The sequence below is a fragment of the Fictibacillus phosphorivorans genome, from assembly GCF_001629705.1.
Lineage (GTDB): Bacteria > Bacillota > Bacilli > Bacillales > Fictibacillaceae > Fictibacillus > Fictibacillus phosphorivorans_A.
In genome coordinates this window covers 1,156,874-1,178,526 of record NZ_CP015378.1, presented here as the reverse complement: position 1 = coordinate 1,178,526, position 21,653 = coordinate 1,156,874, and the positions used below count along the sequence as shown (strand labels likewise).

22 protein-coding genes are annotated in these 21,653 nt (G+C 37.0%); 5 read left to right on the top strand and 17 right to left on the bottom strand.

Annotated features, from left to right (window positions below):
• Positions 1-23 precede the first annotated feature (23 nt).
• The 4 genes from ABE65_RS06055 to ABE65_RS06040 all read right to left on the bottom strand — a co-directional run bounded on the left by ABE65_RS06055 (position 24) and on the right by ABE65_RS06040 (position 2,327).
• Positions 24-695 (bottom strand): 5'-methylthioadenosine/S-adenosylhomocysteine nucleosidase family protein, encoded by a 672-nt coding sequence (locus ABE65_RS06055; RefSeq protein ID WP_066392419.1) that lies wholly within the window; start codon positions 693-695, stop codon positions 24-26.
• Positions 696-758: 63 nt separating this feature from the next.
• Positions 759-1,241 carry an NUDIX hydrolase gene (locus ABE65_RS06050; RefSeq protein WP_066392417.1) on the bottom strand — a complete coding sequence of 161 codons (483 nt, stop codon included), beginning with the start codon at positions 1,239-1,241 and terminating at the stop codon, positions 759-761.
• Positions 1,242-1,354: 113 nt separating this feature from the next.
• A complete protein-coding gene (locus tag ABE65_RS06045; protein ID WP_066392415.1) occupies positions 1,355-1,546 on the bottom strand; it encodes a hypothetical protein in 192 nt (63 codons plus the stop codon).
• Between the two features lie 28 nt (positions 1,547-1,574).
• The gene (locus ABE65_RS06040) at positions 1,575-2,327 is read right to left on the bottom strand and encodes a hypothetical protein (RefSeq protein ID WP_419471035.1); all 753 of its coding nucleotides are present in this window, start codon (positions 2,325-2,327) and stop codon (positions 1,575-1,577) included.
• A gap of 78 nt (positions 2,328-2,405) precedes the next feature.
• Here ABE65_RS06040 and ABE65_RS06035 point away from each other — a divergent pair, with 78 nt between their 5' ends.
• A complete protein-coding gene (locus ABE65_RS06035) occupies positions 2,406-2,672 on the top strand; it encodes a hypothetical protein (RefSeq protein WP_066392413.1) in 267 nt (88 codons plus the stop codon).
• 47 nt (positions 2,673-2,719) lie between these two features.
• Here the strand turns inward: ABE65_RS06035 and pheA are convergent, their stop codons facing one another.
• The 3 genes from pheA to ABE65_RS06020 all read right to left on the bottom strand — a co-directional run bounded on the left by pheA (position 2,720) and on the right by ABE65_RS06020 (position 5,202).
• Positions 2,720-3,544: a prephenate dehydratase gene (gene pheA, locus ABE65_RS06030; RefSeq protein ID WP_066392411.1), complete on the bottom strand. Its 825-nt coding sequence runs from the start codon at positions 3,542-3,544 to the stop codon at positions 2,720-2,722.
• A gap of 88 nt (positions 3,545-3,632) precedes the next feature.
• Entirely contained in the window at positions 3,633-4,484 is an 852-nt protein-coding gene (locus tag ABE65_RS06025) for a DUF4871 domain-containing protein (RefSeq protein ID WP_156499130.1), read from the bottom strand.
• Positions 4,485-4,671: 187 nt separating this feature from the next.
• Positions 4,672-5,202 (bottom strand): RNA polymerase sigma factor, encoded by a 531-nt coding sequence (locus ABE65_RS06020; RefSeq protein WP_066392407.1) that lies wholly within the window; start codon positions 5,200-5,202, stop codon positions 4,672-4,674.
• 163 nt (positions 5,203-5,365) lie between these two features.
• On the opposite strand from ABE65_RS06020, the gene ABE65_RS06015 reads away from it, so the two are divergent.
• Complete coding sequence (locus ABE65_RS06015; protein ID WP_066392405.1) at positions 5,366-5,794, top strand: hypothetical protein; 429 nt, start codon at positions 5,366-5,368, stop codon at positions 5,792-5,794.
• 73 nt (positions 5,795-5,867) lie between these two features.
• Entirely contained in the window at positions 5,868-6,554 is a 687-nt protein-coding gene (locus tag ABE65_RS06010; protein ID WP_066392402.1) for a DUF1796 family putative cysteine peptidase, read from the top strand.
• Between the two features lie 391 nt (positions 6,555-6,945).
• Here ABE65_RS06010 and ABE65_RS06005 read toward each other — a convergent pair whose 3' ends face one another.
• Positions 6,946-8,892, bottom strand: a complete 1,947-nt coding sequence (locus tag ABE65_RS06005) for a lipoteichoic acid synthase (protein ID WP_066392401.1) — start codon at positions 8,890-8,892, stop codon at positions 6,946-6,948.
• A gap of 224 nt (positions 8,893-9,116) precedes the next feature.
• Positions 9,117-10,574 carry a protein adenylyltransferase SelO gene (locus ABE65_RS06000; protein WP_066392400.1) on the bottom strand — a complete coding sequence of 486 codons (1,458 nt, stop codon included), beginning with the start codon at positions 10,572-10,574 and terminating at the stop codon, positions 9,117-9,119.
• A gap of 206 nt (positions 10,575-10,780) precedes the next feature.
• Between ABE65_RS06000 and ABE65_RS05995 the strand changes: the two genes are divergently transcribed.
• On the top strand, positions 10,781-12,502 hold the full coding sequence (locus tag ABE65_RS05995) for a methyl-accepting chemotaxis protein (protein ID WP_066392399.1): 1,722 nt from the start codon (positions 10,781-10,783) through the stop codon (positions 12,500-12,502).
• Positions 12,503-12,560: 58 nt separating this feature from the next.
• Here the strand turns inward: ABE65_RS05995 and ABE65_RS05990 are convergent, their stop codons facing one another.
• From ABE65_RS05990 to ABE65_RS05965, 6 genes are all read right to left on the bottom strand, one after another.
• Positions 12,561-12,812, bottom strand: a complete 252-nt coding sequence (locus ABE65_RS05990) for a SunI/YnzG family protein (protein ID WP_066392398.1) — start codon at positions 12,810-12,812, stop codon at positions 12,561-12,563.
• Positions 12,813-12,887: 75 nt separating this feature from the next.
• Positions 12,888-13,601, bottom strand: coding sequence for an alpha/beta fold hydrolase (locus ABE65_RS05985; protein WP_066392397.1), 714 nt, complete (start codon positions 13,599-13,601; stop codon positions 12,888-12,890).
• A 48-nt stretch (positions 13,602-13,649) separates the two neighbouring features.
• The gene (locus ABE65_RS05980; protein ID WP_066392395.1) at positions 13,650-14,144 is read right to left on the bottom strand and encodes a hypothetical protein; all 495 of its coding nucleotides are present in this window, start codon (positions 14,142-14,144) and stop codon (positions 13,650-13,652) included.
• Positions 14,145-14,274: 130 nt separating this feature from the next.
• A complete protein-coding gene (locus ABE65_RS05975; protein WP_066392393.1) occupies positions 14,275-14,739 on the bottom strand; it encodes a GNAT family N-acetyltransferase in 465 nt (154 codons plus the stop codon).
• Between the two features lie 210 nt (positions 14,740-14,949).
• Complete coding sequence (locus ABE65_RS05970) at positions 14,950-15,714, bottom strand: SDR family NAD(P)-dependent oxidoreductase (protein ID WP_066392391.1); 765 nt, start codon at positions 15,712-15,714, stop codon at positions 14,950-14,952.
• 133 nt (positions 15,715-15,847) lie between these two features.
• Positions 15,848-16,336: a DinB family protein gene (locus ABE65_RS05965; RefSeq protein WP_066392383.1), complete on the bottom strand. Its 489-nt coding sequence runs from the start codon at positions 16,334-16,336 to the stop codon at positions 15,848-15,850.
• A gap of 184 nt (positions 16,337-16,520) precedes the next feature.
• Between ABE65_RS05965 and ABE65_RS05960 the strand changes: the two genes are divergently transcribed.
• On the top strand, positions 16,521-18,149 hold the full coding sequence (locus ABE65_RS05960; RefSeq protein ID WP_066392382.1) for a sensor domain-containing diguanylate cyclase: 1,629 nt from the start codon (positions 16,521-16,523) through the stop codon (positions 18,147-18,149).
• A gap of 61 nt (positions 18,150-18,210) precedes the next feature.
• Here ABE65_RS05960 and ABE65_RS05955 read toward each other — a convergent pair whose 3' ends face one another.
• Complete coding sequence (locus tag ABE65_RS05955; protein ID WP_066399821.1) at positions 18,211-19,680, bottom strand: aldehyde dehydrogenase family protein; 1,470 nt, start codon at positions 19,678-19,680, stop codon at positions 18,211-18,213.
• 418 nt (positions 19,681-20,098) lie between these two features.
• Complete coding sequence (locus ABE65_RS05950) at positions 20,099-21,619, bottom strand: DHA2 family efflux MFS transporter permease subunit (RefSeq protein WP_066392380.1); 1,521 nt, start codon at positions 21,617-21,619, stop codon at positions 20,099-20,101.
• Positions 21,620-21,653: the final 34 nt, after the last annotated feature.

Here is a 21,653-nt window from a genome sequence, read left to right as displayed (position 1 = left end):
GTTTTTTATCATTAAACGATCCTTTATATAAACCTAGTTAAATATTCTCCAAATATTTTGTTCATTACTTTAGGCGTGTTTTCTAAATAAACATTAATCTGTTCCTTGTTTGATTCGAATTTATCAGAGTTTCTCTCATCTGTGGGAAAATCAGATATTCCTTTAATTATAATACATTCAACATCATTCTTTTTGCAGATAAATGCAATTGCACTCGCTTCTGTATCGGCGATTGTTATTTGATTTTCTTTAAGCTCTAAATAATCCTTCCACATAACCACTGCTTTATCAGCTGTGCCAATTGTTCCAGTGTTAAAATCATTTCCGTATTTCGATAAATCAATATCAACGATGAAGGATTGCTTTATAAAAGGCTCCACTTCTTTTACTGTACAATCATATTGAACGGCTTTATCAGGTACGAAGATTTCCAAATTACTAAACGCATCATCAATTCCTGCACATGTTCCAGCTACGATTACCTTCGTTAAGTTAAATTTTGAAATCATATACTGATTACCACCAACACCATTTACTTTTCTTACACCTGTACTATAAAAAACAAGTTCAGAATCATTCATTGTTCTCATGAAATACTCGCCATAAGGATATTTGAAGCGTTCATTCTCTTTTATGCTGAAATATTCTAAGGTCGCTTCATATTCCCACTTTGTTGCTATACTTATTCCTATCATCAAACTTATCCCCTATAACGCTTAATATTAAATAGCCTTTTACATCTGAGCCAAAATCTAGCTTTATACGCTTCTCTCGACCTTCAATTCAAAATTAGGTTTTGTCACATATTCCTTGTAGATAACTTTTCCTTCATTTTTTAAATAATCACTAAAACGAGTGAGATATGCCTCTCCTGTTAACATGCCTAATACATCTTCTTTTGGCACCCATCGGCTATCCGTCGTTTCATCTGACACCGCTAGATCTCCGCCGATCGGCTTACATACAAAATCAAACATAACTTTCGTTGGTACATTCGTGACTCCATCATGCCACTTATATTGTGCTGTGTTCGAGTAAACTCCAGATAAATGTGAAACGGTAATATCAATACCGCTCTCTTCCTTTGTTTCCCGAACCAAAGCGTCAATTAAGTTTTCCCCTGCCTCCACCTGACCTCCAGGAAAAACCCAGCCGTTATGTACCGTTTTTACTAATAATACATTTCCTTTTCCATCTTCCACATAGCCTGCCACTGCTACAATATGTGTTGGCATTATCATCTTTAAAACCTCCGATTGAATAGGTTAATATATCCTACTCCATCATAAGAAGAATTAGAAGATATTCCCATGATCGATGGATGATAGGTTGATGATAGATTAACTACTTTCTATCATTTCTTAGAATCAACAGTTACGTAGATCAATAAAAAAAGAAAAAGCAAAGCCTCTATGATGTTAGTCGTACGATTAATAAAGGAATTAAAAGAAAGATCAAATAGGATATCCGCGACACAATATAACCCTGTAACGATAATTAAAACGAACAGAACAGATTTATTTATGAATAATGAATTTAGTTTCATTTATATTCACTTCCTTAAGAAAAACGACTTATCTATACCTGCTCAAAGCATCATATAAAAAATCTTTTTGATAGCCGCTTTTGTCATGAATCATGTTCACCCAGTGTTTGATTGAATCTGTTTGACCATCTTTATGTAAACCTTCACTCGTACTTAAAAAGCTTTCCCAATGAAAGAACTCCCAATGTGCAGTCTCATTATTATAAGGCACTCTGCATTCAAACAGAGGTTTTGGATAAACATGATTCTGCGAGTATTCTGCTCCTTGTAAGAAGACATTCATCTCGATTGGGGTTAAATCAAATAACTGGTTTGAGACCTTGCCATTGGGCCTATGATAAAGGATCTCGATATGATTTTGACCTCTTGATTGAACTTGGATTTCAGCCGCAGGAAAGAATCCCTTTATCTTTTCATTCGAATAATCTTCCCCGTTCGTTTCAAGGAGGATGGGTTGCAGCCACTGATCGCCTAAATCACACAGATACCGGTTACCCTTTTCATCTAACGCCACAACTGCAACATGTGCTTCATCCGAATGAAACTTTGAACCGATTGGAAAGGCTGTTATTCCATCATTTTTGAATTCATCTAACAACCAGAGTGCAAGATCAAAACAGTTTCCCGTATTTCCATATTGCATTCTATGTTCTTTCATCAACGAGACGTCTCTTTGTTTCCTTGCCGTACCTTTATGGAAGTACCATGCCTTCGTTAAGGTTTCCATAGGAAAAGAGTCGAACTTCTTCCACGTTTTAAGAATAGGATGTGATGGATACACCTAAAATCCCCCCTTACACTCATACTATATATTTACAGTTAAGTATAACATCGTCTAACTTTTTAAGGAGGATATGAGATGGAAAGCGTAATTATTGTCAGTGAACTTTTCTTATTAACCTCATTTGGACTTATTCTCTTTCTAAGAAAACGCACTTCTAAAAATGTAATTTCTACTCTACTTCTCTACTTAATTAGTGCATTACCCCTTATTATTGCAGGTTTAAATAGTCCTCAAGGTAACCTTAGCACACCATTAGGTTTAGGACTTTCGTTGATTTACACCTGGCTCGTCGTAGGGATCTCTATGCTTTTTTGCATCGTACTATTGCTGAAAACAAAATAAGAAACATAATAAAAAGAGCTCCCAGGTTTCTCGGAGCTCTTTCACAGTTATAGCTTTGTTGTTCTATAGCTTCCTAACACACGCACATCATGTCCGAAGGCCTCTAATATGGTAATGGCTTTGTTCATCTTCTCTTCATGAAGACCATTTTGAGCTTCTACAAAAAAATGATACGTCCCTAGCTGCTTTTTCGTTGGTCTTGATTCAATCCATGTTAAGTTGATAGATAGCGCTGTAAATACGTTCAAGATGGATGAAAGGACACCCGAATAATCCGATGTTGGTGAAATCAACAACATCGTTTTTGAGTTCTTGGGATGAATTTCGGCATTCTCCTTGCTGATCACAACAAAACGAGTATGATTATTGCTGTTATCTTGAATCCCGCTTTTTATGATTTCAAGATCAAAGACCTCGGCAGCGTATTTGGATGCAATGGCGGCAACATCTTTTCTTTCTTGATTGTTAACAGCTTGTGCAGCTGCAGAAGTGCTATCGTAGTGCTTACTTTTTACTTTTGCTTCTCGAATAAAATCTCGACACTGAGCGAGAGCAGGAACGATTGACCATACTTCCCGTATCTCTTCTAAAAGAGCTCCCTTTAATGCAAGCAGGTGCAGAGAGACTGGGAAAATAATTTCAGCTTCCACAAAGAGATCATGCCTCAACAATCCGTCAGCCGTAATATTGATCGTACCTTCAATCGAGTTTTCGATCGGTACAATTCCTTTATCTGCTATACCCTCTTCTACGGCTTCAAGTACATCTACAATAGAATCACATTTATACCATTCATTTTCGTGATCTTCAAAATAACGAAAGGCAGCTTCTTCCGAGAAACTTCCCTGTGGACCTAGATATGCTACTTTCATGACTGTGATAACGCCTGCCTTTAGTTTTTCATATCAGTATACAACGATTAAGCTGTCACACCAACCTTTTTTCACTAAAAGGTTTGACTTATTTGACTTCAACAACGATACTGCCGAACCTTTCACCACCAAAATACGTGTCTAGTCGATAAATCCCAGACTTGCTGAATTTCATATTTACCGGAATAGAATGAATGGAACCGACTTCTTCTATAGGACTCAGAGGACTGTCTTTTTGAAATTTATACGACCAAACCATACTAGAATTTTGAACAAGAACTCTTTCATGTTCACCGCTTTTCTTGTTCGTAGCGATAACCTTAAAGTCACCTCTTGTTATGATGCTGACTTCATTCGTTCCTCCAAAAAAATGCCATAGAAACTTATCTGTTTTCCCTGCTATTAATGGCGGTCCAGCTATCCCGATTTTATCTTTCTCTCCTAATAAAACTTCAAAAGTCGGTGTTGCAAATTCGGTTGATAATGTCCAATCCTCATTAATACCTTGAAGCAGTTTACCATTGTGATAAATCTTAAATGAATGAGCAAAATCCGCTGCCGTATCTCCATTAAAAAAAGGTGTATAAAAGTAAACATGGTAATTCAGCTTACTATGTGGAGAGTTAAAGTAATAGTGGTGAATTTGTACAATATCCATCGTTTTTTGATGATCTAGATTATATGTTCCTGAGTACCGAAACCCTTCTAAATCTTGACTAACAAATGGATTTTGAGTTTGAATACTTTTCATTTTTTCATCTTCTGTTAACGGCTCTATTCCACCAACTTTTTTCCCGTCAGCCATAAAGAACACAGACCCATCTTTGTTTCTTTTCATAATAAAATCATTACTATTCTTTATTTCAAAAGTTTCATCACCATGTAAGAATATTCCGGACCCAGTTGTATATTTCACAGCTTTTTCTTCTGCTTGATTCATCGCAAAATAACTCCCACTTACTAGAAGAAAAAGCAAGACAATCATGCTTAAGAGTGGTTTGTAAAAACGAAAAATAGTAAATGAAGATTTTTCAGAAGACAACCGGTTTAACTCGTTTTCTATCGATTGTTTCTGATTGCTATTCATCTTATATGATTTAAAATTTTTAAGTTCCAGAATTATTTCTTCATCGGTTAATCGCGTCAATATAATCACTCCACTTTTCAGACGTAAGTTTTTTCTTTAAAGATTGAACCGAGCGATAATAAGTAAGGTTCACTTTGTCTATTTTCCATTTCAAAATTTGAGAGGTTTCTTCAGGGGTGAAATCTAAAATACCCCTTAAAATAACGACATCTCTATAAGACGTTTTCAATTCGTTGATCGCTTTATATAGTTCTTTTTTTCGCTCGTCCTCCAACACCCAGTCGTGGGGAAGTTTACTTTTTTCAGAAAAAATACTCTTTAATTGATCAACAAGAGCAAATTGTCGTTTTGTTTTCCGCATGTGATCAATTGCAATATTCCTTGCAATAGAAATAAGCCATGTTTTCGGATCAGCGCGTTGTTCAAATTGATCAATATATTGAAACACTTTAATAAATGCTTCTTGAACCATATCTTCAACGTCTTTTGTGCCTAAATAATAGATGAGAAAGTTGTAGATATCATTGTGATACAAAGTAAACCACTGTATAATTCGTTCTTCCTTTTTCATCGCTTCACTCCCTCTTCTAGAGCCTCTCATGTATTAGACGTTTAAATACAAAATTCCTTTCACTACCACTGAAAATTTCTTACTCATCGTTCAATTTTTTTGTACGGTTGTACAAGCCATTTTCACCAAGAACCATATATTGAAAGGGAGGGGAGGTGATTTCTTGGCAAAATTTCTTGATTTAAGAACAAGTCAAAATGCAAGTTATTCTAACTCGATTGCCCAAACGATAACTGTTGCGAATGCACCCCAATTGTTTGGAAGAATCGGTTTAGGTACAGTCGGTGCTGGCCCGAATATTAGGGTTCTCTTACAAGGTGCCGTTACTCTTCAACTACCGTTACTTCCTGCGGTTACTACCATTACGATTCAGGTCGTACGTGGTACGAGCCCTAACTCACCTCTCGTTTATTCCGCTAGCGAAAATATGAACTTAAACATTTTAGGACCACAGACTTTCGCATTCAACGCGCTTGATTTTAATCCACCTGCAGACATCCAACAAACATATTCAGCTTATATTTCTGTAAGTTTAGTTGGTGTTGTACGAGTAGGACCTGAAAGTTTCTCTGGGGTTGCGGTAAGCGATTAATAAAAGAAAACAACCTTCTTGATGGAGGTTGTTTTTTTAAAGAGTGATATGTATTGAAACAAGAGGTGGACATATGAAGTTACAGGACATAAAAAAATCATACAGTGCAGTCATTAGTCTTGGAAGTGAATGCGGTCCTGGTATTCACCTTAGAAGACATTCCTTAAGAAAGACTGCTTTTCCCTTTGATTGGGTTTGCTCTCACTCTTTAGCAGGTATGAATGAGCTTATCAAAACTAAATTTAAAAAATACATGAAGTATAGAAATATGCAAAAGATACATTCTTATAAACCTGGTTTTGTATTAGATGATCAAGGAGTTACAACAGGTTCTCATTCCCACTTCATCAAGGACCTTAAATATAACGTTATATCCGTCCATGATTTCCCTATCGTTCCAGGACAGCATTGGATGTTAAACTATCTAAGCTTTAAACGTACGATCAAGCAACGGGTGCAGAGGATGTATGAGTGGTTTAGAAAGAGCTCCTCCCTATTATTTATTAGGTGGTCCGTTATTGATATCGATGAAGATCAACTGAAAACAGAAACCTTTGAATTAGAGAAGGTTTTATCTACATGTGTGAGTGGTGAGTTTAATGTCTTGATGATCTATCCAACAAATAAGGTGGAACAAATTACAGAAGTAGATTGGGGCATGAAACATGTATGTGTCATCTATGTTCCTATACAATTGGATCCTATAACTGATAACGAAATCTGGGATTATTTATTAGATGGGATCTCAATAGAAGATTAATTTGAACAGATTAAGATAAATCTGCATCACCTTTTTAAAATTATTCACCAAATGTAATAAAAAGTTTACAACAGACGGTTTCCTAGCTAATCATCATGTGCTACGCTCTTATATAGGATAATATAACTAGAGTAGGATGTTTTAAAAGATGTGTGATGACCAAATTGCGATAAAGATCATAAAAAAATTAGGCCGATTGTTTGAAGAATATAAATACTGCAAATGTGAAAAGCATAAAAAAAAGTTAGTACGTGACATTCAGCTATTAGGTGAAAAACTCGAAGAAATTTAAGACGATTAAGCAACGAAACTCAACATTCTATATTTCATACATGTTGAGTTTTTTTTGTAGCAAAAAAGCCGTCCAGATAATCTGGACGGCTCTTCTGTGTTACTCGTTTGTTTCACTCTTCGGTTTTTCTTCTTCTTTAATGTTGTAATCATATTTAGAAGGATCAACTGGCTTGAATCCTTTTACCTTATGGAATCGTAGCAAGTCGCCATAAACAGTACGGTCAGATAGATCCAACTTTGTTTCTGCTTCTTTTTCAATGGCTTTAATTTCTTTTGTCTCTTTAACTGGCTCACCTGTTTTAGAGTCGTAATATTTACCATCAATTCCGGTTACAGTAGGTGAAACAAAATCACCGTTACGCAATGGAAGTACTTGATCATGATTCTTAGATAATAGGTCAGTACCAAATTGAATGTACTCTTTCGTATCCAATCCTAACAAATGCATTAGCGTTGGACGAATGTCGATCTGACCTCCAACTTTATCAATGGTTCCACCTTTTAATCCTGGTGCATGAATAAATAATGGTACCTTTTGAAGTTGTGTGTTCTCATATGGTGTGATCTCTTTTCCAAGTACTTTTTCCATTGATTTATTACGTGTTTCAGCAATTCCATAATGGTCACCATACATAACAACCATCGTGTTGTCATATAGTCCTGCTTCTTTCAAGTCCGTAAAGAACTGTTGAAGAGCTTCGTCCATATATCTTGCTGTTTGGAAATAACGGTCTACCGTTCCATCTCCTGTTGTATGAGGCTCAATCGTTGCTTCCTCATCTGTGATCGGATAAGGGAAATGGTTAGATAGAGTAATGAATTTTGAATAGAACGGCTGCTTTAGCGTTTTAAGCATCGGCATAGATTCTTTAAAGAACGGCTTATCTTTTAGACCATAGTTCTCTACATCTTCCTCGTTCATATCGTAATGTTCTGCATCAAAGAACTTTTGATATCCGAAACGCTTATAGATCACATCGCGATTCCAGAACGACTTGTAATTACCATGAAATACAGCCGTCGAATAGCCTTGTTGTTCCATAATGGCTGGTGCTGCTTGATAAGTGTTCTCGCCTTTTGTAGTAAACGCTGTTCCTTGTGGTAAACCATATAAGGAATTCTCGATCATAAACTCAGCATCAGCTGTCTTACCTTGTGATGTTTGATGATAGAAATTATTGAAATACAACGTGTTCTTATCTCGTGTTAACGAGTTTAAGAAAGGCGTTACTTCTTGTCCGTTCAGTTTATAATTGATTGCAAAGTTTTGCAGTGACTCTAAGTGAAGGTAGATCACGTTCATGCCTTTTGCTTTACCAAAATATTCGGGATTCGGTTCAGCATAATTAGCCTTCACATAGTTCTCCACTTCTGAAACATCATCTGTATCTGCAAGTGCACGCTGTGCGGAAGATTTTGAGCTTAGTACCGCATCATAGAGCGTGTAGTTATACATTCCTAAATATTTGACGATATAGTTTCGGTCAAACGTTCTAGTCAACAACTGCGGGCGATCCATTTCTGCTAACAATAAGTTTGCAGATAATGCAATAACTGCAGCTAGACCAACCGTTAAGATACTTTTACGTTTCACTTTGATTGGTTCTGGATTAATTTTCTTTGTTAAAACTAATACTAATAATACAGCGATATCTAGAAAGAACAGGATATCATACGGATTGAACAGAGCTCCAATACTGTTTCCGATCGTTCCTGCATTCTTTGTCTGCGTTAATGTCGGCAGCGTAATAAAGTCTGTGAAAAAGCGATAATAAAGCATATTTGCAAATAACATCAAGGTCATCGCAGTATTAATCATGATCATCCATACGTACGATTTTCTCCCCTTTGCAAACAAGGCAAAGCCTACAAATAAGAGTGCTGAGCCAATTGGGTTGATAAACAGGATGAATTCTTGAAATCCACCTTCGACTCCCAGATTAAATTCCGTTTTATACGCGGCATAAGATTTAATCCAAACTAAAACAACTGTAAGCAGGAAAAATCCCATATGTTTGTTTAATAAGTGTTTTTGGTTAATCATTCTCTCACCTCTAAAATTTCAGTAACCAATCTATCATTCTAGTTTAATTTCAGTTCTTTTTCAATACAAATGTGGAAAACAATATAAAAAATAGTACACCTTATTAACTAAAAAGTCAACGAAACATACCTTCCTCTATTTCCATGGGATAATATGGATATCAGAAAAAGCTACTCTTTTTGAGCAGCTTTTTATCTATATGTTCTTCATCTATTTTTATGTGCTCACGTACCACAAAATGTTCGATACGGTCCTTCTGTTTCAGGTGGTAGTTGTGTGTATTCTTCTTGTTCTGGTAGGTAATCGTACGGCATAGATAAGACGTGATGAAGTCTTTCCAGCACGCTATAATCACCGTTTTCAGCTGCTCCTATAGCCTCTTCCACTCTATGATTTCTTGGAATGATCGCTGGATTGTTATTTCGCATCAACTGCATAGATTCTTCTTTCGACTCTGACTGTCTTGCTTTTCTTTCTTCCCATTTATTAAACCACTTCTTAAAGTCCTCGGTTTCAAAAAGTGCAGAACACTCTTTTTCACCTAATGTTAAGGAACGAAATGTATTCGTATAGTCAGCTTTATAATGAGCCATGAGTGAAAGAAGTTCTTCTACAAGAGATTGATCTTCTTTCTCTTCATTATATAAACCAAGCTTTGACCGCATTCCTCTAAAATAGTTGGCATGATACAGGTCAGAAAAACCATATAGAACTTCTTGTGCCAATTCAACGGCCTTTTCCTGTTCTTCATGTAACAGCGGTAAAAGTGTTTCAGCATATCGTGCTAGGTTCCACCCAGCAATTCGAGGCTGATTCGCGAATGCATATCTCCCTTCTCTATCGATTGAACTAAAAACAGTCAGTGGATCGTATTTGTCCATGAATGCACACGGACCATAATCAATCGTTTCTCCGCTAATTGTCATGTTGTCGGTGTTCATAACGCCGTGGATAAAACCAACGAGCTGCCACTTCGAAATTAAATAAGCTTGTTGTTCGATCACTTTTTTGAGTAGATTCAAATATTGATTTCCGTCAAACTTCACCTCAGGATAGTGACGCTTTAAACTATAATCTGCTAATTCTTGTAATTCATCGATTGTTCCCCATTTTGAGGCGAACTCAAACGTTCCTACCCGTAGATGGCTTGACGCTACCCGTGTCATGATAGCACCTGGAAGAGCTGTTTCACGCATGATCGATTCACCAGTCGTAACAACCGCAAGACTTCGAGTTGTTGGAACGCCTAAAGCATGCATTGCTTCACTAATTATATATTCTCGAAGCATCGGACCTAATGCTGCTCGTCCGTCTCCTCCTCTTGAATAAGGAGTTCTTCCCGATCCTTTTAATTGGATGTCACAACGTTTCCCACCAGACGTAATTTGTTCCCCTACCATTAACGCTCGCCCATCACCCAACATATTAAAATATCCGAACTGATGCCCTGCATAAGCTTGAGCTAAAGAAGAGCTACCTTCTGGAAGCTTATTGCCTGCAAAAACTTCTACACCATCTTGTTGGCGAAGAAGATCGACATTCAATCCCAGAGAAGTTGCCACCGATTCATTGAGCACAACTAGTTTTGGGCCATCTACTGGGTTAGGATCTATTATTGAGTAAAATTTATCTGGTAGTTCAGCATAACTATTCTCTAAATTCCAACCTGTTTCTTTTGTCATGAGAAGTACACCTACTTTAATTTTTGATTAAATCCTCATTTTCTAATTCCACCTTAACATATGAAAAGCTTCCCTTGTTTTCAAGATTTCAAAGCTAAACTAAAAAATAGTTTAGACTCACTCTATCCCTTAGTAAAAATTCCCTATTTTATTCCGATATACACGTTGTTGCAAAAAAGAATAATTTGTAGAAATAAGGGGCGACCATGTTGAGAAAAAGTATAAAGTTAAAAATGTTGATTATTTTCTCAGGTTTAATTGTTCTAATGGGTATTTTCATCGGGTATCTGTCGATCAATTCCACTAAAAGTTTAATTGAAGAGACGGTTAGCAAACAAGTCCTCGAAACGGTAAAAAGGTCTGCAGACTTAATTGAACCCGAAAAGTATGAAACCATCTTAAAATCAGGAAAAACAGACTATTACTGGACCTTGCGCAACAAACTTAACGAACAGCGAGAGTTGAACGGACTCGCATATCTGTACACGATGAAAAGAGAAAAAACAGGTGAAAAATACATCTATTCTTATGTAGTGGACGGTATGCCAAAAGGATCTAAAGACGCATCAGATCTAGGAGAAGTAGAGAAAGGTGTAGACGCTTATCCAGAAATGAAAAGAGCGCTGGATGAAGGAATAACAACTACCGATATCAGCTTTACAGAAGAATATGGCGGGATGGTCTCCATTTACATTCCAATAAAATCTGATTCTGGTGAAGTGATAGGAATTATAGGATCCGATCAAGACGTAACAAGTGTCTATACAGCCATATCTGAAAATCAAATAGAGATGATTGCCATTGTGGCTGGAATTTTACTAGTTGGATTGATAATTATCTATTATGTGACAGTTTCCATCACTAGACCGATTCAACTGCTTTCTAAAAAATCTGAGCAAGTTGGAAAGGGAGATTTAAGTGTCATTGTTGATATGGATCGAGAAGACGAAATCGGAAGACTCGCTTCATCCTTTAACCATATGCTTAAAAATTTAAGAGACATCATTTACTCTATCAACCAAATGGGAATCAAATTAAATGAAACAACCCATTTTTTAAACGTTAGTGCAAATGAAACAAAAGCAGCGAGTGAAGAAATTGCTACCATGATGGATCAAGTTTCAAATGATTCTCTGACTCAGCACGTAACACTCCAAGAAAGTGTGAATGTTTTAGAAGAAATGACCTCAGGTGTCCAGCACATTGCTGCATCAGCTTCCAATTCTTCAAGCCTATCACAAATAACTTTAGAAAAAGCTACGCAAGGAAATGAATCCATGCAAAATGCCATTAGTCAGATGAAGAATATATCCACTTCTGTCAATCAGTCTTCGTCGTCAATTATGACTTTAAAATCACATTCTGTAGAAATTTCTAAGATTATTGAAATCATATCAGGAATCGCATCCCAAACGAACCTTCTTGCATTAAATGCCGCAATTGAGGCTGCACATGCAGGAGACGCGGGTAAGGGTTTTGCTGTTGTGGCTGAAGAAGTTCGAAAGTTAGCAGACCAATCGACTAAATCCACAGAAACGATAAGCAAGTTGATCCAGCAAATTGATAAGGATACCAATCAAACGGCAGATGAGATGGCAGTTGTCTTAAAGGAAGTAAATAAAGGCATGCAAGAAATGATACAAACTGAAGAAGTATTCGCGGTCATCTTATCCTCCATAGAAGGAGTATCTTCACAGATCCAAGAGGTCTCTACTACGACTGAAGAAATGTCTGCTTCATCTGAGGAAGTCTCTGCATCAGCAGTAGAAACCGCAAAAATTGCTGAATTAGCTGCTGCAGGCACTCAAAATGTAGCCTCCATAACTGCTAGACAAAATGAGCAGATTACAAAAATGTCAGAATCGATCACTATGTTAAATGAGATGACAGAAAACTTAAAGAAAATGACTGAAAAATTTAAGATGTAAGAAATAAACAAAGCTCGGATCATAGATATCCGAGCTTTGTTTAATATTCATATCCTAGTTAAGCACTGAGTTTCTTCATAATAGCTGAAGGATTTGATGTGAACAAAATATACGTTTGTTTTTTTGTTTCAATGACCACCCGATCTGTCGTTCCATATGGTAAACCAATTCGAATAGCTGCCTTTTTGTCTCCACCATAAGTATCATCTAAGTGTACGTTTAGAATCTCAGATGCTGGAATCTCGACTTTTGATAGTTGCCATCGAATAATAAAGTTGTTATCTATCTTTTTCACACTAATCTCAACCATGTTCTCCACCCCTATTTTTATGTATTACCTTTAATTACGTATTAGGGGATGGAAAGTTTCGGTAAATAGCCATTTCTATCTGATTGTATGTTTTTTTAAGAAGATTTCTAAAATCTTTGAGTATACTTCCGGTTGTTCTGAATGAACTAAATGAGCGGCAAAAGGTATGATGGAGACATGAACTTGTTTATTTAGCTTTGGATATATAATTGCTCCTTTTGTTTCATTAACATTTCCTTCTCCAACTAAAAATAGAATGGGCAGATTCATTGTTAACTCGCTAGTTTCGTTAAAAGGATACCAATCTACCTCTCTACCCATATTAATAAACTGCTTCCAACCCTCACCATGAAGAGAATTAAAATAGTCCGTTACTTCTTTACTTTCTAAAATTTTCGATTGATATTCTACGTCTTTTTGATGTGCTTCTAACCAGTTTGAAGGCTTTTCCGGTAGGATACCAGAAAGGGTTAAAGACTGAACTTTATGAGGATAATTTTTTGTGAAAATCAAACCCACTAAAGCACCTAGAGAACAACCCACTATGTGAGCCTTTTCTATTTTAAAATGGTCCATGGTTTCTAGCAGGTCACGAGCAGAGTCTTGAAAGAAATTAGAATAATCATTTGTATCTGATTTTCCATGGCCCCTTAAATCAGGTTTGAACACTTTGAAGTCATGTTTAAAATATTCACTTTGATATTCAAAATCTGTATTACCCGTTTGCAAACCTGTATGCAGAAAAATGACTGGTTCACCAGTTCCGACTGCCTCTGTATGTAAAATCATTTAGTCCTCCAATTTAAATAAATTTACTGAGCTTAAACTTATCAGCTCCTAATAGTCCATCGAATTTGCTGATTCCAATAGATCCTCCATTTCAAACTTAGAACCCATTAACATCATTCCGTAATAAACATCGTCTTTACTCCAACGAATGGCTTTAACATCAGACGTTTCTCTTTCTATGATCACTTCAGTTCCATCTTTTAATTTAGTTGTCTTCCTCTCACCTTCATCATTAAAGTTTGTGTTTTTGTTTTGAAATGTGGTCACACGAAGAACGAGTCCTTTTTCATTACCATAAACGAACTCGGTGTGTAAGATATCTCCCTTTGGATTCCCCACCGGTTCTGACGCATAGGTTAATTGTACGTCCTTGGGCTGGAAAGGAAGAGTTTCTGGAGCTGCCATCTTTTTTTGAACATCAGTTGGCAATTGCTCCATCTCTTTCTTTACATTCGGATAATTCGTTTTTAGCTTCCCTACAGCTCCTTGATCACTGCAAGCTACCAACATGATTAAAAGTAGTAATACAAGCATTTTTTTCATGATTTCACCTCATATTCTCTATATTCTTCATATGGAATATAATTCCTGCGAATTGGAACGCTCTCTCAAAAAATACAAAAAAGCTTAGAGTTAACCCTAAGCTTTTCCGTAGATTTATTTTATAATTATTTTATAGAACCATTTCCATTGAAATTCTCGTGTTTTTGTAGCCTAGCTTCTTATACAATTGATAAGCAACTTCATTCTTTCCAAAAACACTTAGCCCCATGGACTTTATTCCTGATTGCTTCAACATACTTTGAAGCATTTCTAACGTGTTCTTCCCGTATCCTTTTCTTCTATGAAGATCGTCTATGAAAATATGATATACATATGCTTGATTTATCTCCGGTATCAATCCATACCAGACTATGCCTACTTTTTCATGGGTTTTGGAATCTAAGATGTTATTTAAATACTGACCTTCTGTCAACAACCCCTCTTTCCACAGATCATTCATCATCATTTCTGACTCTTCTATTGCTGATTGTAAAGTTAAGTTGAAGTTATTTGTGATCTCATTTGCATAATCTGAAATCATGAATGCCAAATACTCCTGAAATTCTTGCTCAGTTAATGGGGTTAAATGTATCATGTTATCTCTCCATTCTATTTTTCATCAAATTAGAAGGAAGTAAACAAAGATATCATTCATAGAGAATCGATAAAATAAAGCATTGTTTCATGAATAAACACCTTTGTTTACTCATGTGACCATGTTACACAATTTGTATGGGACATTCTTAAATATCCTCCTTTAGCTTTCTTATTGAGTTAATTTTAACATAAAAATCCAATAAATGATTCAGTCCATGATTGAACCACACGTTACATTGATAATTGCACCTGTTATGGCACTCGCTCGATCAGATGCAATAAACACCGCTGTATCAGCAACTTCTTTCAATGTTGGAAGGCGTCCTAGCGCTGTTCCTTCCTCCAAATACGCTTTAACCTCAGGAATGTCTGGTTTCCAAGTTTCTTGTATAGCTTCTGATCTTAGAGATACGACACGAATGCTTTTTGAACCGAGTTCACCCGCTAAGCTACGGGTATATTCTTCAATGGCTGCACATGCAGTTGCAAAACCTCCTGTTAAATGATAAGTGCGGTCTCTACCTGATAAAGCTGATGATGATGCAGAAAGAGTTATAATCACTCCCGAATTCTGTTTGATCATATGCTTTGCAGCGGCCGTACTTGTGAGAAAATGAGTTTTAACACCTGTCAAAATGGGAGTCATAAAATCTTCTTGTGTCATTTTGGTGAGCGGCGTTCCTTGAAGATCTCTTCTAATCCCAATAGCGTTGAAAGAGATATCGACTTTCCCCGCATGTTGTACGATACGGTCCAGATGTCCATCTATTTCACTTTGATTAAGAGCATCAACTCTAGTCACTCTCGCTACTCCTCCAGCACCTGTTATATCATTTGCTACAATTTGAAGAGAATGGAGTGATCTTCCTGCCAAAAATACAGAAGCTCCTTCTTCAGCAAAAGCGCGGGCAACAGCACCACCTATCGCACCACCCGCTCCATAAACGACTGCGATTTTGTCTTTCAACAACATCTTCAGTCCTCCTTTAATCATTCTTTCAATCAGTATTGCACCTACTCCAAAGCTTTCATTCTTTTTATCCCATTTTCGTTCAAAAAAAATACATTCTCCTTGTTGAAGAATGTACAAATGTTTTTATTTGATTTTAGAGGCTTAACTTTTCTTTCACTTCTTTAATTTGAAGAATATGTCGTTGTTCATGATAAGCCACAAATGGAATCCATTGTTTCAAACTAATATCACCGAAAATTGGATGTGGAAACCCTTTTGCTTCTAAGTCCTTTTCATCAGCAGTGTTCTCGATATCTAGTAAGTGTTGATGAGTTGCAGCCAATTTCATCTTTAGCTCTTCAACAGATGCAAATTCTGAAGTTGGCACTGCAAATTCTGGAGCATCTACTTTAATTTCTCTGTTAATTGTTGCTTCAATCGGCTTCTTGTCTGCGTTTACCACTTTGCCATTTTGAAGTTGATGTTTTATATTTTTAGCAATACCGCCTTCCATTAAATATAAATGTTCTAGAATTTGTTTAATAGACCACTCATTCTCTGAAGGTTTTCGATTTAGATTCTCGTCATTTAATCCTTCAACTTCTGTAAACAGATCTTGGCGTATCTTATCATTAATTAGCATTTCTTCATCACCTTTAATGTATATGACTTATCCTCGTAGTGTAGCATAATCAGCTTTCAAAATTCTCGTTTGAGAACTTTGTCCCATCGTTTATTTCATTGATTCCTAATCATTTCTATAATTGTTTCCGATATAACAATTGGTCCTTTTTGAAATAAATTTTATTATTATAGGAGTCATTTCAATGTCTATCAAAATTCAAACGTATCTGTCCGTGAGCATCTCATTGATCATACTAACCACTTCATTATTTCTTAGTATCTTTATCAGTGATAAATCCAGCGAATTATTAGAAAAAGAAATAGGTAATTCCCTAGCTTCTTCAGCTTTTCAACTATCTCACAACCTTGATTCTTTCATGTGGTCCAGATACCAGGAACTTCAAGTTTTAAGTGAACAGGAAGTTCTGAAAGACCCGAGAAGAATAAATGAAGCACAATTTCTGATCGATCAGCTTCAAAATAAAATCCCCTCCTTCTCTTGGGTTGGAATAACGAATCAAAAGGGAGTCATTCAAGCTTCTACGAAGAAACTTCTTATCAACCAAGATATATCTGCTCGTCCCGTTTTTCAAAAAGCAACTGAACAGCCTTTTATCGGTGATGTACATGATGCCCTTTTGTTATCCAAACTGATTCCAACCAAAGATGGTTCACCTTTACAATTAATTGATATCAGTACCCCATTAACAGATAAAAACGGCGTTTTCCAAGGTGTGTTAGCCGCCCATCTCAGCTGGGAGTGGTCAAAAGAAGTGGAAGCTGCGATTCTAAAGCCCATAAAAGAGCAAAAAAAAGATGTGGAAGTATACATAATCAGTAAAGAAGATACAGTACTTCTAGGTCATAAAAATGATTTAGGAAAAAAAATTAAGATAAGTGATCTCGATAATAAAGGAAAGAAAAACGAGTGGAATTTTGTGCGTTGGCCAGATGGAAAAGAGTATGTAACAGGCTATGCATTTGGCGACGGATATCAGAATTATCCCGGACTAGGCTGGACGGTTGTCATTCGTCAATCAGAACAAGCGGCTTATGCATCTGTTCAATATCTGCAAACGTTTATTTTAGTCTGTGGGATTGTTATTTCTCTACTTATGGCTATTATTGGATGGTTTATCACAAAGAGAGTTTCTCGTCCTCTTTTTGACTTGGCTATCTCTGCTGACAAGCTGAGAGATGGTGAGATTGTAGAGATTCCTTTGTTGCGAGGAATCAAAGATATAGAAGTTCTAAGTTCTTCTTTTAGAAGCTTAATCTCATCATTAAAAAAAACAGAAAAACAGTTAGACAAGATGGAGAACATGGCACATACCGACTATCTGACAAGTATGCCGAATCGGCTAGCTCTTTTAGAGTACATGAATTCAGTTCGCTTTGATTGTTCTAATGGTAGCTATGGGGTGCTTTATTTGGACCTGGACGGTTTTAAATCAATCAATGATTCACACGGACATCATGCGGGAGATCTACTATTAATAGAGGTAGGTAAGCGGATCATTGATTCATTAATAAAGAAGGAACATTTTGCAGCACGTTTAGGTGGAGATGAATTTGTAGTTGTACTTCCCATTCAGGAGAATTATCTGAATGAAATAACCGAGATCTCACAAATCCTTATAGATACACTTAACCGACCTTTTCATATTCAGGAACATTCTATAAAAATTGGGTGTAGCATGGGATCAGCTGAATGGGTAGCTCAGGACGTTTCACCACAAACGATACTTGAATATGCAGATGAGGCATTATACGTTTCAAAGAACACTGGTAAAAATAAGTTGAGTTTTTACTCATTTCTAAAAACATCATAAGATTGATTCATTAACAAAAGAAAGCATCCGAATGAGGTCATCCGGATGCTTTTTATACTAATTACTTTAATTGGCTAATGAAAGGTCCATAGTTTCTTGGCGTACGTTGTACTGATAACCATTTTAGAGTAGTGAATTCTTCTAACACCCACTCGCCATTAAATCGGCCGAGTCCTGAATCTTTTTCTCCTCCAAATGGCATGTGAGGTTCGTCGTTAACAGATTGGTCGTTAATGTGAATCATACCAGTATGAATTTCGTGAGCCATATCTGTTGCATGTTCAATGTTCTTAGAATGAACAGCTCCACTTAGTCCGTATGGATAAGCATTTGCCATTTGAACCACGTCTTCATCTTTTTCAAACGGGATCAGAATAGCTACTGGTCCAAAGATTTCATTCTTCGCTAGTGGCATTTCATTGTTCACATCTGTGATTACGGTTGGTTCTAATACATTGCCTTCTGCATTTCCACCAACGCGAATCTTCGCACCTTGTGAAACACTTGCTTCAATATCCTTTAAAATTCGATCTACTTGATCTCTGTTAATTAAAGGACCAACGTTCGTATCTTTTTTGGACGGGTCGCCAAATTTTAGGTTTTTTGCTCTTTGAACAAAGGTTTCTGCAAATTCTTCATAAATGTCTTGATGAACGAAGATTCGATTGATCGCCATACAAATTTGCCCTTGGTGATAAAACTTTCCAAATAATGCTGAATCTACTGCTTGATCAATATCTGCTTCTTTTAACGCAATAAATACGTTATTTCCGCCTAATTCAAGAGCAGATTTCTTTAAGTTCTTACCAGCAAGTTCTCCGATATGTCTGCCTACTTCTGTTGAACCTGTAAACGAGATCAGACGAGGAGTTGGATGTGTGACGATCTCATCTCCAATTTCTGAACCCCGTCCTACGATAACGTTGATCAGCCCTTTTGGAAGTCCAGCCGCTTCAAAGATACTCGCAAAGATTAATCCACCTGTAACAGGGGTGTCAGTAGCTGGTTTAATAACTACAGCATTTCCAGTCGCGATGGCAGGAGCGATGGATCGAATAGCAAGATGGAAAGGGAAATTCCAAGGACTAATAATTCCGATCACACCTAACGGATTACGGTACACTCTGTTTTCCTTGCCTGCTGTTTGTGAAGGAAGAATTTTTCCTTCCATACGATAAGGGTATGTTGTAGATTCTTTTAAGATATTGATAGAAGCTCGAAATTCTGAGATAGCTTTCATATACGTGCTTCCTGATTCTTTTATAATCCAATCAAGAATAAGCTCTTCATTTTCTTGCATAACGTCAGCTACTTTTTCTAAAACAGCTCGCTTGTTTTGTGGGAGTTCATTTGCCCATTCAGCTTGAGCAATTCTTGCCGCTTCATAAGCTTCGTCCAAGTCTTCTTTCGTCGCAGCTTGAATCGTAACAAGCTCTTCTTCCGTGAAAGGATTTGTGTTCTTCATCAAACTATCGCTGCTTCCTTTTCGCCATTCGCCGTTAATATATATATTTGAAAAATCGGTGTTCATTTTATTCATCTTCTTTTCCACTCCTTTTACTTACAAAAGATTAGTTAAGACCTTACTCCTATTTTTAGACGATGTAAATCAATCTGCTTATTACTGTACCCAATTAACTAGGGATCCTACACATGATTAGTGGATCTTAAGTGTTTTACGGTACGTGTTTTTATATTTCTTACACGTTCGCCGATAAACTTTATGTTTTCACCTGAGAATGGATTGTAATCACCGGTAAACACTTTACTTTCACCGGTAAAGTGACACTTTCCACCTGATACCACTACACTTCCACCTGAACATAAACTTATCCATCCTATTGTTGTATTCAGCGACGGCATTCTGAACCGATTTTTAAAGAAAAAGAAAAAACCGACACTAAATTGGGTCTTAATCGTCCCCAAAGTGTCGGTTTTAGTAAAAAATTTTAAGCAGTAACTGATTTAGTTGATGGTTTGTTTTCTTTTTCAATCTTATTTACTGCTTCAGCACTTGTATCGACGCGTTTAACGAAAAAGGCTAGCACTAAAGCAACAATGTTGATTCCGAATGCAACAAAGAATGAGTATTGAATACCTGACAGAAGTGCTTGCTGTGTTAAAGCAGCAGTTGATGCTTCCGTAATCGTCGCTGGATCTACACCGCTCATCAAGCTTTCTGCTTCTGTTTTCGTAACAGTGTTCATAATCGTAACAAGGATTGCTGTACCGATAGAACCGGATACTTGCTGTGCAGTATTATTAACGGCCGTACCGTGCGGATTCAAGCTTGTTGGAAGCTGATTGAGACCATTCGTCATAATCGGCATCATGACCATCGACAATCCAAACATACGCATGGAATAGATCATGATGATATAAGAATAAGCCGAATCAGCTTGTAAGTGAGCGAGCATATAAGTCGAGACCGCAGTGATTGAAAGTCCAGTTACCGCTAAAGCTCGCGGTCCGAATTTATCAAAAAGCTTACCTGTAATCGGAGACATGATACCCATAATGATTGCTCCCGGCAGCATCATCAGTCCAGAATCAAGTGGCGATATGCCTCTGACGCTTTGCACGTATGCTGGTGTTAGAATCATACCAGAGAACATGGCAACCGCATTAACGATCGCAATAACGGATGCAAGGGCAAACATGGGATACTTATACACTCGAATGTTCAACAATGGTTCATCTAACTTCAATTGTCGCATGATGAAGATAACCAACGCAATTCCACCAATAATTAGTGTTGATAGAACCACTGTATCCGTCCATCCGTCCGAACTCGCCGTACTACATCCGTATAGAATGCCTCCAAAACCGATGCTGGATAATACGAGAGAAAGATAATCCAATGAAACATTCTTGTTCTGCTTCATCACATTCTCAAGCTTCCATACAGCAAATAATAAGCTGAGGATAGCTAGAGGCAGAATCATTTCAAAAAGGAGACGCCAGTCGTAATATTCTACGATATACCCTGACAAGGTTGGTCCGATCGCAGGAGCTGTGATCATGACCAAACCAAAGATCCCCATCGCAATGCCTCGTTTTTCGCGTGGAAAACTAACGAGCATGACGTTCATCAATATTGGCCCCATTACAGATGAACCGACAGCTTGCACCATACGTCCAGTTAATAACAGACCAAAGTTAGGAGCAAAGGCCGATAGCGCTGTACCCATTGTAAAGATCGCCATCGCTGTAATAAATAACATTCGATTTGAAAATCGAGTGATTAGAAAAGCTGAAGCTGGTATTAAAACACCGCTCACAAGCATGAAACCTGTAACTAGCCATTGAACAGTCGAATAGTCTTTAACATTTAAATCCACCATGATGGTAGGCAATGCTACGTTCAGCAATGAATTGTTAAGAAAAGCTACGAACGCTCCAACGAACAAGATCGCAAGCATCAAATAGGGTGGTTTTTTATGTTGTAAAGTGGAATCTGTATTCCCCATGTCATTTCTCCTCTTTATAAAATAATTACTTAAC

What these genes read in the sequence shown, in the direction of transcription:
- ABE65_RS06055 (WP_066392419.1), bottom strand. Translation starts at nt 695, where the DNA reads ATGATAGGAATAAGTATAGCAACAAAGTGGGAATATGAAGCGACCTTA.
- ABE65_RS06050 (WP_066392417.1), bottom strand. Translation starts at nt 1,241, where the DNA reads ATGATAATGCCAACACATATTGTAGCAGTGGCAGGCTATGTGGAAGAT.
- ABE65_RS06045 (WP_066392415.1), bottom strand. Translation starts at nt 1,546, where the DNA reads ATGAAACTAAATTCATTATTCATAAATAAATCTGTTCTGTTCGTTTTA.
- ABE65_RS06035 (WP_066392413.1), top strand. Translation starts at nt 2,406, where the DNA reads ATGGAAAGCGTAATTATTGTCAGTGAACTTTTCTTATTAACCTCATTT.
- pheA (WP_066392411.1), bottom strand. Translation starts at nt 3,544, where the DNA reads ATGAAAGTAGCATATCTAGGTCCACAGGGAAGTTTCTCGGAAGAAGCT.
- ABE65_RS06025 (WP_156499130.1), bottom strand. Translation starts at nt 4,484, where the DNA reads ATGAATCAAGCAGAAGAAAAAGCTGTGAAATATACAACTGGGTCCGGA.
- ABE65_RS06020 (WP_066392407.1), bottom strand. Translation starts at nt 5,202, where the DNA reads ATGAAAAAGGAAGAACGAATTATACAGTGGTTTACTTTGTATCACAAT.
- ABE65_RS06010 (WP_066392402.1), top strand. Translation starts at nt 5,868, where the DNA reads ATGAAGTTACAGGACATAAAAAAATCATACAGTGCAGTCATTAGTCTT.
- ABE65_RS06005 (WP_066392401.1), bottom strand. Translation starts at nt 8,892, where the DNA reads ATGATTAACCAAAAACACTTATTAAACAAACATATGGGATTTTTCCTG.
- ABE65_RS06000 (WP_066392400.1), bottom strand. Translation starts at nt 10,574, where the DNA reads ATGACAAAAGAAACAGGTTGGAATTTAGAGAATAGTTATGCTGAACTA.
- ABE65_RS05995 (WP_066392399.1), top strand. Translation starts at nt 10,781, where the DNA reads ATGTTGAGAAAAAGTATAAAGTTAAAAATGTTGATTATTTTCTCAGGT.
- ABE65_RS05990 (WP_066392398.1), bottom strand. Translation starts at nt 12,812, where the DNA reads ATGGTTGAGATTAGTGTGAAAAAGATAGATAACAACTTTATTATTCGA.
- ABE65_RS05985 (WP_066392397.1), bottom strand. Translation starts at nt 13,601, where the DNA reads ATGATTTTACATACAGAGGCAGTCGGAACTGGTGAACCAGTCATTTTT.
- ABE65_RS05980 (WP_066392395.1), bottom strand. Translation starts at nt 14,144, where the DNA reads ATGAAAAAAATGCTTGTATTACTACTTTTAATCATGTTGGTAGCTTGC.
- ABE65_RS05975 (WP_066392393.1), bottom strand. Translation starts at nt 14,739, where the DNA reads ATGATACATTTAACCCCATTAACTGAGCAAGAATTTCAGGAGTATTTG.
- ABE65_RS05970 (WP_066392391.1), bottom strand. Translation starts at nt 15,714, where the DNA reads ATGTTGTTGAAAGACAAAATCGCAGTCGTTTATGGAGCGGGTGGTGCG.
- ABE65_RS05965 (WP_066392383.1), bottom strand. Translation starts at nt 16,336, where the DNA reads ATGCTAATTAATGATAAGATACGCCAAGATCTGTTTACAGAAGTTGAA.
- ABE65_RS05960 (WP_066392382.1), top strand. Translation starts at nt 16,521, where the DNA reads ATGTCTATCAAAATTCAAACGTATCTGTCCGTGAGCATCTCATTGATC.
- ABE65_RS05955 (WP_066399821.1), bottom strand. Translation starts at nt 19,680, where the DNA reads ATGAACACCGATTTTTCAAATATATATATTAACGGCGAATGGCGAAAA.
- ABE65_RS05950 (WP_066392380.1), bottom strand. Translation starts at nt 21,619, where the DNA reads ATGGGGAATACAGATTCCACTTTACAACATAAAAAACCACCCTATTTG.